Consider the following 13,451-nt stretch of genomic DNA (forward strand, 5'->3'; position numbering starts at 1 on the left):
GTGAACGGGACCACGGGCGTGACGCTCCCCAAATGGACACTTGGCGCCATGACACCGGTGTCCTTCTCGATATACGAAGCCTAGGCCCGCGGTACGAGCTTGATCTACCGACTGAATAGTCGTCACTGACTGGCGCCCGTCTGACGGACCGTGCCGACCTGCTAGGGGTGTGAATCGCGCCCCGGGCATCGGCTTTTGAGAGAGAATGCTCTTGGCTGTTTTCCTGCCCTCGACCGAAGAAGCGATGCTGGTCCGTACCGACTACTCCTCCGACGAGAAGTGGAATCAACTGATCTCCCTTGCAAGTGCACCAGTAGAAGACCCGCATCCTGAGGGTCAGTTCCAGGCTTCGATTCGACATGTGACGGTGCCCGACAACGACGGCGCCTCCGTGGAGGACTTCGTGGCGGCCACCACGGAGGGAGAGCCACCGTTCTTCCTTTTCGTCGCGGACTCGACAGCTATCCAGGGCCGCGAACACCTGCTGCTCGCCGTCGATTTGCTTGAGAACCGGGGTGCAACGCTGCGCGTGGCACCAAATCAACTGTGGTCGATAGAGAACAACCTCTCGCTGGGCAACATGTCATTTAGCGAGTTCGCCCAGGCCGCGCAAGACGGTGTCTACCGGGGCTTCCCTCAGGTCGATTCCTGATCTCGGGTAGGGCCGATGGGCGGATGTCGTCTGTGCGAGGGTGGCACCCATGCTCGCACAGATGGTCGCGTCGCCCGACCCCATTCAACTCGCGTCTATGGAACATCGAACCGCCCACAGTTCCCGTCGCTAGTCAATCAGCCCGCACCGCAATAAGCTGCGCCTCACACATTGACGGCCAACTCTCCGCGGCGAGGGATTTCGGAATCCGCGACGTGTGACATTCCGACGTGCGACGCTGAAGCAACTGACAGACCCCGGGGCCGCCACAACCGGCTCCGGGGCACGTGCGCGGGTTTGAAAGAAACGGTACTGGTGCCCCCGGCAGGATTCGAACCTGCGGCCTTCTGCTCCGGAGGCAGACGCTCTATCCCCTGAGCTACGGGGGCTCATCGGGCGGAACCCAGACTAGCGCACGCTCACCGGCACATCACAATCGGGCTGCTCACGACACGCCGAGCGGACTCTGCACCCGCAGCGTCGAGCCGTGTTCGCCGCGCAGGACGTGCAGTTGCGCCGGAATCCGGGCCCGCAACTCGTCGACGTGACTGACGACGCCGACGACGCGACCGCCGGAGCGGAGGTCGTCGAGGACGCCCATCACGAGGTCGAGGGCTTCGGGGTCGAGGGTGCCGAAACCCTCGTCGATGAAGATCGTGTCGAGGACGCGACCGCCGGATTCGGCCGAGACGACATCGGCCAGCCCCAGCGCGAGGGCCAGCGAGGCGAAGAACGTCTCTCCACCCGACAGCGTCGTGGTGGCCCGCAGCACGCCGGTGTACTCGTCGCGGACCTCGATACCCAGGCCGCCGCGGCGACCGCGCACGCCGGCGGCGTCGGAGTGGACGAATTCATAACGGCCCGATGACATCTCGCGGAGGCGTCCGGACGCGGCGACGAGCACCTCGTCAAGCCGGGCGGCGAGCACGTACGACCGCAGCGACATGCGCCGGGAGTTCTGTCCGCGGCCGCTCACCAGTTCCGCGAGGCCCTGCAGCTCCTCGTGTCGTGCCTTCAGCGGTGCGAGTGCGTCGAGGGCGGCCCAGAAGCCGGCGACGTACTCCTCGAGGTCCGTACGGCGCTGCGCGGCCACCGCATTCACCCGGGCGGCATCGTCGCGGCGGGCACGTGCGGCCACCAGATCCGCCGTCAGACCGGCGACGTCGACCTCGGGCGCCTCCAGCGCCGCGCACACGTCGGGATCGGCGAGGGTCTCCTCGGCGCCGGCGCGTATCGCCGCCGCCTCTTCGAGGAGCTTCTCCCACTGTCGGATCTGACCCCGCGACGCGGCGGCCGACCGGACCTCGTCCGCTCCGGTGAATCCGGCGTCGGCACAGGCGACGGTGAGCCGCTCGGCGATCTCGGCCTGCCGTCGGCGGGTCCGGTCGAGCTCGCGCCGGGCCTCCCGCAGAGTCCTTGTGCGGCGGCAGAGTTCGGCGAGTTCGCGACGACGCTCCGCGACCCCCATCCGCCCGCCGGTCGCCTCGTGGACCTCGGCGTCGAGGGCGCCCAGCTTCTCGCGCAGGGTCGTCAGGCGTTCACGACGCCGCGCCTGCGCGGTCTCGTGATCGGCCAGGGTCCGGCGCCGGTCGGCGATCTCGGCGTCGATGCGTTCGACCGCGTCCTGCAGCGACGGCGTGCGGACGGCCGCCCGCTCGGCAGCCGCGAGGTCGGCGGCGAGGCGGTCGTGACCTGCCCGGGTGGCGGCGCGGTCGGCGCCGGCGATGACGGCATCGAGATTGGCCTGCCGCTCCTGCAGTGCGGCGACCGCGGACTGGGCGATGGCCCTGATCGCGCTCGCACGCTCTTCGGCGGCCGCGGCTTCCTTCTCCTGGGCCTCTCCCACCGAGGTACCGGCGTCGCCGGTGGCCGGCGCGGGATGACCGACCGAGCCGCAAACCGCGCACGGGTGCCCGTCGACGAGGGCACCGGCGAGTTCGACGGCCATGCCGGTGAGGCGTCGTTCGCGGATGTCGAGCTGCTGTTCCCGTGCGGCAGAGTGCTTCTCCCGCGCGTCGAGAAGGTCCCGTTCGGCATCGGCGAGCTGCGCGAGCACCTCGTCGCGGTCGGTGAAGGCCTGGAGAACACGGCGGGCGTGGTCGCGTTCGGCGTGCAGCTTCGGCGCCTGGACACGTAGTTCGTCCGCCGCCCGGAGTGCGGCGACTGCCTCGTCGCGGCGAGCCGGTACCGACTCGAGCCACGTCCGGGTTTCGTCGGCCTGCTGCTCCGCGCCGGCGATCGTCTTCTCGAGTCCGTCGATGTCGGCGACCAGCCGGGGCCGCTCGGCGACACGCTTCGCCAGCGGTTCCCAGCGACCCGATTCCTCGGTCCATCGGTCGACGGCCGCGACGAGAGCTGCATCGTCGCAGTCGGATTCGCACAGTTTCGCACCCTCGGCGAGTTCGCTGAGGGCGTCACGTGCGTGGTCGGCCGCGGCCGTCGCCGAGGCCAGGTCGGCGGCCACGCGCTCGTGGTCGTCGGCCAGGGGCGCGATGGGTGCGGCGCGCAGGGCGAGCCGGCGTGACCGCTCGGCGGCCGTCAGCGTCACCTCCCCCTCGGTGAGGCGGGCGAGCCGGTCGCGCGCCTGCAGACCGCGGCGACGTAGATCGTCGACGCGCCTGCCGTGTTCGTGGGCGGCTTCGGCCTGTTCGACGGCCGCCTGCGCGGCGGTCGATTCGGCGAGCGCGGACGCGGCGGTCTGCCGGGCCGTGTCGAGACATGCCTGGGCCCAGTCGAAGTCCGGTTCGGCAGGCGCCTGCGTGCCGCTGATCGCCACGATCTGCCCGGCGATGCGGTCCAGGGTGCCGGTTTGCTCGGCCAAGGAGGACGCGCTCTCGCGGGCACGATCGCGGAGCCATTCCTCGAGGTCGCCGAACCGCTCGGTGTCGAAGAGGCGCTCCAGCAGCTCCTCCCGCTCGTCGGAGTGCGCGCGGAGGAACCGGGCGAAGTCGCCCTGCGGCAACAGGACCACCTGGAAGAACTGCTCGGCGCTCATACCGAGCAGGCGGACGACCGCCTCGCCGATCTCCGGGATGCGGGTCAGGTCAGGACCCGAACCGTCCACCCAGACGAGCGACGCACACGCGTTGATCTTGCGTTTCCCGTCGCCGCGCTTCTTGGGGCGCTCGTGCTCGGGCGATCGGGTGATGTGCAATCGGCGGGAACCGACGGTGGCCTCGAGTTCGACCTGCGGAATCGTCTCGGGCGCAGCATGATCCGAGTGGAGTCGGCGGTTGGTGTCACGAGCGCCGGGGACCCGGCCGAACAAGGCGAACGCCACCGCGTCGAGCACGGTGGTCTTGCCGGCACCGGTCTGGCCGTGCAGGAGGAACAGCCCGTCTGCCCCGAGCTCGTCGAAGTCGACGGTGACCTCGTCGGCGAACGGGCCGAACGCGCGAATCCGGATGTGGTGCAGTCTCATACGCCGTCAGCACTCACGCGGTCTCGGCGACGAACGTATCGAGGGCGAACAGCGCGAGCTCGCCGTCGGCCTCGGGTTCGCCGACGACCGCCCGCAGTGCGCGTTCGATCAGCACCCGCTCCCCCTTGGTCGGGGTGTCGCGGACGTCCTCGATGAAGGAGTTGATGATCTCGGCATCGCTCCGGCCGCGGACCCGCGAACGGTAGTCGACCCCCGAGCCGGTGTGCGGGCGGTCCCACTGCACGTGCACCGCGCACGGGAACCGCTCCCGCAGGCGTCGCATCGCGTCGAGCGGGCGTACCGCGTCGGTCAAGGTCACCTCGACGTAGTGGTCCTCGGCGCCCGCGAACTGCTCCGAGGTCAGCAACTCGTCGAGTGTTCCACGGAGGGAGCTCAACTCGCGCACGACCGGAAGCTCGTGCTTGCGGATATCGCCGACCCCGTCGGCATCGAGGTCGACCACCCACACCGCTTTGCGATGCGTGCGCTCGCCGAAGGAGTACGGGAGCAGCGAACCGCTGTACCGGACGGTGTCGGTGACGCGCTGCGGCGAGTGCAGATGACCGAGGGCGACGTAATCGGCACCGGAGAAGGTCTCGGCGGGAACGGTTTCGACTCCCCCGACGCTGATCGACCGCTCGGACCCGGAGGCGGCGGCGCCGCTGACGAAGGCGTGGGCGACGACGATCGATCGGGCCTGCCGGGACGCGAGGTCGGCGCGGATGCGGGTCATCGCGGCATCGAGAACTGCGGTGTGGCCGCACACCTCCTCGACCCCGAGATGGCGACGGGCGGTGTCGGGTTCGAGGTACGGGATGCCGTACACCGCGACCTCGCCGTGCTCGTCGGACAGGACGATCGGCTCGGCGATCGCATCGATCGAGGTCCGCAGGTGCAGTCCGCCGGCCGCCGCGAACGCCGACCCCGCGCCGAGGCGCGTGGGCGAGTCGTGGTTGCCCGAGGTGACGATGATCCGGGCACCGGCGGCGGCGATCTCGGCCAGGCCTTCGTCGTAGGCACGCACCGCGTCGGCCGAGGGCACCGAACGGTCGTAGACGTCGCCGGCGACGATCACGGCGTCGGCCGATTCGGCGGCGACCAGCTCGGCGAGGTGGCTCAGCGCACGACGCTGGTCGGCGAGCAGGTCGACACCATGGAACGTCCGGCCCAGGTGCCAGTCGGAGGTGTGCACGATCCGCATGGTGACAAACCATACGGTCGGGGCCCGACAGATCGTGGGACGCGCGCTCAGGCCCCGGTCAACGGGGCATTGTGAGTCGCGCTACCCGCCGCGGCATCGGCGGGCCCGCCGGGTACGGCCGTGGCCGGCGGCATCTGATGCGCGGGCCGCACAAAGAAGAACGTCGCCACGACGCCGACCAGCAACGCCGCCGCGGGGAGGAACAGCGACTGCCCCATCGCGGAGGCGAAGCCCTCGCGGAGGAACTCCGGAAGCTGGTTCGCGCCACTCGCATCCTGCGCGGCGCCGGCGTCGATCCCGGGCAGCTCGGCGGCGAGGCGCGACTGCAGGAGGGCACCGATCATCGCCGAGCCCAGCACCGAGCCGATCACGCGCAGGGTGTTGTACACGCCGGCGCCCGCACCGGCCTGATGCCACGGCAGGTTGCGGGTCGCGGTGGCGGCAAGCGGAGCCCAGATACCGGCCGACGCGACACCCATCAGGCACAGGGGCAGGATGATCATCCAGACCGGGGTGTCCGGTCGCGCGACCACACCCAGCCAGCCGATGGCGATCGCGTTGAGCAGCAGCGCGGTGGAGACGATGGCCCGCGGGTGCACACGGTCGACCACGCGACCGACGATCGGCGCGAGGATGCCCGTCAGGATCGCCATCGGCACCAGCACGACCGCCGACTGGGTCGGGGTCATCCCGCCGACGAGCTGCAGGAAGAAGGTCAGCGGGATCATCATGGCCGACACCGCGAAGCCCATCGAGGAGATGCCCACGGTGGCCAGCGCGAAGTTGCGATCCCGGAACAGCGAGAGCGGGAGCAGCGGCTCGGTCCGGATACGCGACTGCCACCAGACGAAGACGCCGAGGAAGATGAGCCCGCCGCCGATCAGGGCCCAGACCCAGGCGGCCCAGTCGAAGCTCTCGCCCTCCTGGATGCCGAACACGAGCGCGGACAGGCCGACGGCCGACAAGCCCACGCCGATCCAGTCGAACTGGTGGTCGTTGGTCTCGACCTGCGGGACCAGGACCGCGGCCAGCACGAGTCCCGCGATGCCGACGGGCACGTTGATGAAGAAGATCCATTCCCAGCCGAACGCGTCGGTGAGGACGCCGCCGAGCAGCGGCCCCACGAGGGTCGCGACCCCGGCGACCGTGCCCCAGATACCCATGGCCGCACCGCGCTTCTCCGGCGGGAAGATACGCGTGATCAGCGACATCGTCTGCGGGGTGATGAGCGCGGCGCCGACGCCCTGCAGGGCGCGAGCGGCGATGAGCTCGCCGATCGAATCCGACAGTCCGCACCACACGCTGGCGATCGTGAAGACGATCAGGCCGATCTGGTACATCGACTTCGGCCCGTACTTGTCGCCGAGGCGCCCGCTGATGAGCAACGGCACCGCATAGGTCAGCAGGTAGGCGCTCGTGACCCACACGACGCCGTTGACGTCGGTGTTCAGGTCGGCCTGGATGCGCGGCTGCGCGACCGCCACGATCGTCATGTCGACGAGGATCATGAAGAAGCCCACGCACAGCGCCATCAGCGCCGCCCAGGGCCTCGTCGTCACCTCGGAGCCGGTGACCCCGGTGTCAGGGGTGGAACGGGTCATCACTACTCGACCTTCTGTGCGAGGTGTTCGGCGTCTGCCGCGGGATTCGGTGCCGTGGCGGGATTCGGCTGGGTCGGAACGAGATACGGCGAATCCGGATCGTCGAGCCAGTCGATGCGGTGCGTGCGGAGCCGGTCGACGAGGTCGTCGAGCCAGGCGATCTGGGCGGTGAGCGTCGCGATCCGGCAACCCCCGTCGAGGAAGAACATCTCCGGTTTGCCGTGGGCCCGGAACTCCGTGACGGCGGCCTCGACGTCGGCGAGGTCGGCCCGCATGGTCGCGACCCGCCGTTCGAGGAGTTCGACGACCCGGTCCCGGGGCAGACCATGCGCCTCCGACAGGGCGAGGTAGAGCTCCGGGTACTCCTCGGGTCTCGTCTCGAGGATGCGTTCGAGGTTCTCGGTCAGAGCCTCCCGACCCGGGCCGGTGATCGCGTACACGGTCCGTTCGGGCCGGTTGCCCTCGCGACGGACCTCGTGGACCTCGATCAATCCGTTCTCCGACAGCCGGTCGACCGCGTGGTACAGGGTGCCGGCGCGGAACTTCGCCAACCGGTCCTCGCGACGCGCGACGGTCGTCTGAACCATCTCGTACGGGTGCATCGGACGCTCGAGGAGAAGGCCGAGCACCAGGATCGCCACCGGTCCGAGCGGTGCGGAACACGCCATGCGCGACCCCTTTGGTCCGGGCGGCCTGCGGGACCGCTGATCGGCGTCGAATATTCCAGTCGGAACATACGCACGTGTTCGGTGGCTGCCAAGTGTCGCCGGCCATCATTACTGTGGACGGCATGACTCATGCGCCGGAGGAATCCACCCAGAGCGACCCCACCGGGACAACCGATTCCGGGGAGCAGGGCAGCTATGTGATGTCCGGCCAGGAGTTCGTGCGGGACACCAAGTACATCGAGACCCGCATCACCGCCGACGGCCGGGACGGCTACCCCGTCGAAGCCGGGCGCTATCGTCTCGTCGCCGCACGCGCCTGCCCGTGGGCCAACCGGACGCTCATCGTCCGCCGGCTCCTCGGGCTCGAGGACGCCATCTCACTCGGACTGTGCGGACCCACCCACGACAAGAACTCGTGGACCTTCGACCTCGACCCCGGGGGCCTCGACCCCGTCCTGCAGATCCCGCGCCTCAAGGACGCCTACGAGAAGCGGATCCCGGGTTACCCCAAGGGGATCACCGTGCCGGCGATCGTCGACGTCCCCACCGGTGAGGTCGTCACCAACGACTTCCCCCAGATGACGATCGACTTCTCGCTGGAATGGACCGCGTTCCACCGCGACGGCGCGCCCGAGCTCTACCCCGAACGCCTGCGCGACGAGATCGACGAGGTCAGCCACGGGATCTACACCGAGGTCAACAACGGCGTCTACCGGTGCGGGTTCGCCGGCAGCCAGGAGGCCTACGAGGCCGCTTACGACCGCCTGTTCACCAAGCTCGACGAGCTGTCCGAGCGGTTGTCGACGCAGCGGTACCTGGTCGGCGACACCATCACCGAGGCCGACGTCCGGCTGTTCACGACCCTCGCCCGCTTCGATCCCGTCTACCACGGCCATTTCAAGTGCAATCGCAGCAAGCTCAGCGAGATGCCGGTGCTGTGGGCCTACGCCCGCGACCTGTTCCAGACCCCCGGCTTCGGCGACACCACCGATTTCACCCAGATCAAGCAGCACTACTACATCGTGCACACCGATGTGAACCCCACGCAGATCGTGCCCAAGGGCCCTGACCTGCGGGGATGGCTGACCCCACACCACCGCGAGGAACTCGGCGGGCGTCCCTTCGGCGACGGCACGCCGCCCGGCCCCCCACGGCCCGACGAGGTCGTCCCCCAGGAGAATTGGGTACCCCAGTCATGACCGACCCCACTCCCAAGCCCGCCGGCAAGGCCGTCGAGGTCACCGGCGGCATCCTCGACCGCGCGCAGCGCCTGCAGGGCCCGGCGGTCAAGAAATACGTCGACTCACTACGCCGCAAGTACCCCGACGACTCCCCCGCCCAGATCATCGAGCGCCTCGAGAAGCGCTACCTGAACGCGGTCACCGGTTCGGGTGGAGCGGTCGGCGCGGCAGCCGCCGTGCCCGGGGTCGGGACGATGACGGCCTTCGGCGCGATGACCGGCGACACCGCCTTCTTCCTCGAGGCCTCGGCACTGCTCGCCCTGTCGATCGCCGAGGTCCACGGCATCGGCGTCCACGAGACCGATCGACGCAAGTCGCTCGTCCTGGCGGTCGCGCTCGGCGAGGAAGGTGTGCTCGCCCTCGGCCGGGTCGTCGGTACGCGCGGCGGCCCCCTGCGCCGGCTCGGCGGTGCGGCCCTGCCGTCGGGCGCCATCACCAAACTCAACAAGACCCTGGTCAACAAGCTCGTGCGCAAGTACGCGATCCGGCGCGCGCCGTTGATCTTCGGCAAGCTGATGCCCGCCGGCATCGGAGCGGTCATCGGCGGCGCGGGAAGCCGCGCGCTCGGCCGCAAGGTGGTCAACAACGCGCGGGAGGCATTCGGCCCCGCACCTGCCTTCTGGGTTCTCGACGCCGAGGTGGTGAACGAGACGAGCCCGCTACCGCCCGGCTCCCGGTGATCCCGGAACCGACCATGCCTCCCGCCACCGGGAGCACCCCAACCACCTCGCCGCCGGGCTGGATCCGGAAGCTGCTCGGCGAGGCGTGGCGTTATCGCCGCATCGTCATCGTGACCCTGACCGTCACGATGATCGCGGTGGCCGTCGACGTCGTGATGCCCCTGCTGGCCAAGGGCGCGATCGACCGGGCCACCGGCGTGATCGACGACGGCCTCGCCTTGTCCACCATCATCACGGGCCTGGTCGTTCTCGCGTTCGTGCGTTACGCCTGCCACTTCGGACGGCGCGTGTTCGCCGGCCGCCTCGCGGTCAACGTGCAGAACAACCTGCGCCGGCGCCTGCTCGACACCCTGCTGCACCTCGACGGCCGCAGCCAGCACCAGATCCGGACGGGACAGATCGTCTCCCGCTCCATCTCCGACATCCAGGTGGTCCAGGGCTTGCTGGCGATGGCACCGCTCTCGTTGGGTGCCGCGGTGCAGATGGTCGTCGCGCTCGGAGTCATGGCCTATCTCTCCCCGCTGCTCACCGCCGTCGCACTGGTGATCGCGCCGCTGATCGCCCTGGAGGTCTTCCGTACCCGCCGAAAGCTCTTCGCGGCGACGTGGTCCGCGCAGCAGTCCGCGGCCGATGTGGCCCAGCACGTGGAGGAGACCGTCACCGGCGTCCGCGTCGTCAAGGGCTTCGGCCAGGAGGACCGCGCCGTCGACGGACTGGTGACGCGCTGCCGCACCTTGTTCGCCCGGCGCCTGCGCGCGGCCCGGATCAACGCCCGTTTCGCCCCCACCCTGAGCGCCATCCCCCAACTCGGCATGGTCGGCGTGATCGTCGTCGGCGGCTACCTGACGATGACGGACGCGATCACCGCCGGCACGTTCCTCGCGTTCACCACCTACGTCACCGCGATGACCGGCATCGCCCGTCTGCTCACCAATCTCATCGTCAACGCCCAGCTCGCCCGCGCGGCGGTGGAACGCGTCTACGACGTCATCGATCACCCGCGCGATCCCGGTGAGACCGCGACCGGCACGCTGCCCGACGGCCCGCTCGGCGTCGAACTGGAGAACGTCTCCTTCGCCCATCACACCCACGAGGCCGACGATCCGCCCGCCGTGCTGAGCGGGATCGACCTGCGTATCGAACCCGGCGAATGCGTGGCGATCGTCGGGCCACCCGGCTCCGGGAAGTCGACCATCGCCGACCTGGTCAGCCGCTACGAGAGACCCGACGCCGGCACGATCTCCCTTGTCGGCGCCGACGGCCCGCACCTGGTGGACTCGCTGTCGCCGACTGCGCTGCACGAAGCCGTCGCCGCCGTCTTCGACGAACCGTTCCTCTTCTCCGACACCATCACCGCGAACATCGCCATGGGACCGGGCGCCACCGCCGACCCCGATTCGCTCGCCGACCGGGTGCGAGCCGCGGCGGCCGCGGCCGAGGCCACCGAGTTCATCGAGGCACTCCCGGACGGCTACGACACCGTCGTCGGCGAACGCGGCCTGACCCTCTCCGGCGGACAGCGCCAGCGGATCGCCCTCGCGCGTGCCCTCTTCGCCGACCCGCGCGTCCTGGTGCTCGACGACGCGACATCGGCGGTCGACGCCACCACCGAGGCCCGGATCCTCGGCCGCCTACGTGATCAGAGACGCACCATGCTGGTCCTCGCCCACCGGCGGTCGACACTCGTCCTCGCCGACCGGGTCGCCGTGCTGGACGAGGGCCGGATCACCGCGATCGGGACGCCGGCCGAGCTCGAGGCCTCCTCGGCGCGGTTCCGCGAGCTGATGACGAACGCCGTCGGTGACCCGGACGTCGTCTCGCCGCCCAGCCGGCCGAGCATCTCCGACCACACCGTCGAGAGCTTCTGGCCGACAACGCAATTCCTCGACGAGCAGACGTATACGCGGACCGGCCCGGCGGTGGGCGCGGGCACGCGGACCGGGCAGCGGGGCGGCGGTGTCGCCAGCGCACTGGGGTCGATGCCGGCGACGCCCGAACTCCAGGCGAGGGTCGACGCGCTGCCGCCGGCCGTCGAGGACCCAGCGGTGGACGTCGCCGACGCCCGGCGCGAGAACCCGGACTTCACCCTCCGCGGCCTCCTACGACCGGTCCGCTGGCTGCTCGCCTTCGCGTTGGTCGCCATCGCCGTCGACACCCTCGTCGGCCTGGCCTTCCCCAGCATCGCCCGCGCCGTCATCGACGCGGCCGGCGACCACGACCAGCGCACCCTGTGGTGGGCGGCGATCGGCGGTGTGGCACTCGTCGGCGTCGGGTGGGTCGCCGCGTCCCTGTTGACGATGACCTCCACCCGAGCGGGTGAGCGCGTGCTGTTCGGACTGCGCATCCGCAGTTACGCCCACATCCAGCGCCTCGGCCTGGACTACTACGAGCGCGAGCTGTCGGGTCGGATCATGACGCGGATGACGACCGACATCGACGCGTTGTCGACCTTCCTGCAGACCGGTCTGACGTCGGCGATCGTCGCACTCCTCACCCTGGTCGGCGTCACGGTCGCGTTGCTGGTCACCGGGCCGTCGCTCGCACTGCTGGTGTTACCCGTCTTCCCGCTGCTGGTCGTGGCGACCGTCGTCTTCCGGCGTGTCGCGAGCGCCGCCTACACGCGGTCCCGCGAACTGATCAGCACGGTGAACGCCGACTTCCAGGAGAACATCGCCGGGATCAAGACCACCCAGACCTACCTCCGCACCGACGACGCACAGAAGCGTTTCGGGCAGCGTTCGGCGGCGTGGGTCGCGGCACGGATGGTCTCGCAGCGGGCGATCGCCTCGTACTTCCCGCTGATCATGCTGATGTCGGACATCGCCACCGCGATCGCACTCGGCGTCGGCGCCGGCCAGGTGGCCGACGGCTCACTCACCGCGGGCACTCTGGTCGCCTTCGTCCTATATCTCACGATGCTGTTCGGTCCCGTCCAGCAGCTCTCGCAGGTCTTCGACGGTTACCAGCAGGCGGCGGTCGGCCTACGGCGCATCGGCGACCTGCTGCGGACCCCGAGTTCGCTGCGGGTCAACCCGGACGCCACGACACCGCCGGCCACCGGCTTCGACGGCGAGGTCGATTTCGACGGGGTCGGCTTCCGCTATCAGGGCGCGGAATCCGACGCCCTGCTCGACGTCGACCTGCACATCCCCGCCGGGTCCTCGCTCGCCCTCGTCGGCCGGACCGGTGCGGGCAAGTCGACGATCGTGAAACTGCTGGCCCGGTTCTACGACCCGACCACCGGACGCGTCCTCGTGGACGGCACCGACATCGGCGACCTCGTCCTCTCCGGGTACCGCAGCCGACTCGGCCTGGTCCCGCAGGAGCCGCATCTGTTCACCGGGACCGTGGCGGACAACATCGCCTACGGCCGGCCGGATGCCGATCGCGCCGCGATCGTCGAGGCCGCGGCCGCGGTGGGCGCCCTACCGATGATCGCGGCCCTGCCGGGACGCATGAACCATCCCATCGGCGAACGCGGCCAGGGCCTCAGCTCCGGTCAGCGCCAGCTGATCGCACTGGCCCGAGCCGAACTCGTCGACCCCGACCTCCTGCTGCTCGACGAGGCGACCGCCACGCTCGACCAGGCCACCGAGGCGCAGGTCCTGGCCGCCGGGCGGGCGATGACTCGGCGCCGGACCTCCGTCATCGTCGCGCACCGGCTGGCCACCGCGGCTCGCGCCGATACCATCGCGGTGGTCGACGGCGGCCGAATCGTCGAACTCGGAACACACGACCAACTCCTGGCGTTGGACAGTCTGTATCGCGGCTTCTGGGAGGCCGGTGTCGATCCCGACGAGGCCGCGGTGACGGAGCCCGGTGTGACGGTGACCGCCGCGCGTACAGACGCGGTGGACGCCGACTCACATGCGGGCTCGCGACAGGACGCTCGACGTGGCGCGTCCGCAACCGACAACCAGACCATCCGCGCCGGATCACCCGAGATGACGATCTGACTCTGTAGTAGCAGGTCGGTGGGTGTGACGC

General features: G+C 69.8%; 8 protein-coding genes and 1 tRNA gene. 4 read left to right on the top strand and 5 right to left on the bottom strand.

Annotation, left to right across the window (positions count from 1 at the left end):
• Positions 1-211: 211 nt before the first annotated feature.
• Positions 212-652 carry a DUF6924 domain-containing protein gene (locus tag C5O27_RS18440; protein WP_244216539.1) on the top strand — a complete coding sequence of 147 codons (441 nt, stop codon included), beginning with the start codon at positions 212-214 and terminating at the stop codon, positions 650-652.
• A gap of 313 nt (positions 653-965) precedes the next feature.
• On the opposite strand, the gene C5O27_RS18445 is transcribed toward C5O27_RS18440, so the two are convergent.
• The 5 genes from C5O27_RS18445 to C5O27_RS18465 all read right to left on the bottom strand — a co-directional run bounded on the left by C5O27_RS18445 (position 966) and on the right by C5O27_RS18465 (position 7,543).
• A tRNA-Arg gene (locus C5O27_RS18445) sits at positions 966-1,041 on the bottom strand.
• 56 nt (positions 1,042-1,097) lie between these two features.
• Positions 1,098-4,073, bottom strand: a complete 2,976-nt coding sequence (locus tag C5O27_RS18450) for an AAA family ATPase (protein ID WP_127963342.1) — start codon at positions 4,071-4,073, stop codon at positions 1,098-1,100.
• A 13-nt stretch (positions 4,074-4,086) separates the two neighbouring features.
• The gene (locus tag C5O27_RS18455) at positions 4,087-5,274 is read right to left on the bottom strand and encodes an exonuclease SbcCD subunit D (RefSeq protein WP_127963343.1); all 1,188 of its coding nucleotides are present in this window, start codon (positions 5,272-5,274) and stop codon (positions 4,087-4,089) included.
• Positions 5,275-5,321: 47 nt separating this feature from the next.
• Complete coding sequence (locus tag C5O27_RS18460) at positions 5,322-6,875, bottom strand: DHA2 family efflux MFS transporter permease subunit (protein ID WP_127963344.1); 1,554 nt, start codon at positions 6,873-6,875, stop codon at positions 5,322-5,324.
• Positions 6,876-6,877: 2 nt separating this feature from the next.
• Complete coding sequence (locus C5O27_RS18465) at positions 6,878-7,543, bottom strand: PadR family transcriptional regulator (protein WP_127963345.1); 666 nt, start codon at positions 7,541-7,543, stop codon at positions 6,878-6,880.
• 122 nt (positions 7,544-7,665) lie between these two features.
• Here C5O27_RS18465 and C5O27_RS18470 point away from each other — a divergent pair, with 122 nt between their 5' ends.
• From C5O27_RS18470 to C5O27_RS18480, 3 genes are read left to right on the top strand one after another with little or no spacing between them, the layout of a single operon-like run.
• A complete protein-coding gene (locus C5O27_RS18470) occupies positions 7,666-8,742 on the top strand; it encodes a glutathione S-transferase family protein (protein WP_035750916.1) in 1,077 nt (358 codons plus the stop codon).
• Entirely contained in the window at positions 8,739-9,464 is a 726-nt protein-coding gene (locus tag C5O27_RS18475; RefSeq protein WP_006360499.1) for a hypothetical protein, read from the top strand. The genes C5O27_RS18470 and C5O27_RS18475 overlap by 4 nt, the downstream gene beginning before the upstream one ends.
• Positions 9,461-13,420 carry an ABC transporter ATP-binding protein gene (locus C5O27_RS18480; protein WP_127963346.1) on the top strand — a complete coding sequence of 1,320 codons (3,960 nt, stop codon included), beginning with the start codon at positions 9,461-9,463 and terminating at the stop codon, positions 13,418-13,420. The genes C5O27_RS18475 and C5O27_RS18480 overlap by 4 nt, the downstream gene beginning before the upstream one ends.
• The last annotated feature ends 31 nt before the right edge of the window (positions 13,421-13,451 follow it).

It is taken from the genome of Gordonia alkanivorans (assembly GCF_004011905.1).
GTDB classification, from domain to species: domain Bacteria; phylum Actinomycetota; class Actinomycetes; order Mycobacteriales; family Mycobacteriaceae; genus Gordonia; species Gordonia alkanivorans.

Bases quoted from the DNA above. Each gene is read 5' to 3' on its own strand.
- C5O27_RS18450 (WP_127963342.1), bottom strand. From the start codon at position 4,073: ATGAGACTGCACCACATCCGGATTCGCGCGTTCGGCCCGTTCGCCGAC.
- C5O27_RS18455 (WP_127963343.1), bottom strand. From the start codon at position 5,274: ATGCGGATCGTGCACACCTCCGACTGGCACCTGGGCCGGACGTTCCAT.
- C5O27_RS18460 (WP_127963344.1), bottom strand. From the start codon at position 6,875: ATGACCCGTTCCACCCCTGACACCGGGGTCACCGGCTCCGAGGTGACG.
- C5O27_RS18465 (WP_127963345.1), bottom strand. From the start codon at position 7,543: ATGGCGTGTTCCGCACCGCTCGGACCGGTGGCGATCCTGGTGCTCGGC.
- C5O27_RS18470 (WP_035750916.1), top strand. From the start codon at position 7,666: ATGACTCATGCGCCGGAGGAATCCACCCAGAGCGACCCCACCGGGACA.
- C5O27_RS18475 (WP_006360499.1), top strand. From the start codon at position 8,739: ATGACCGACCCCACTCCCAAGCCCGCCGGCAAGGCCGTCGAGGTCACC.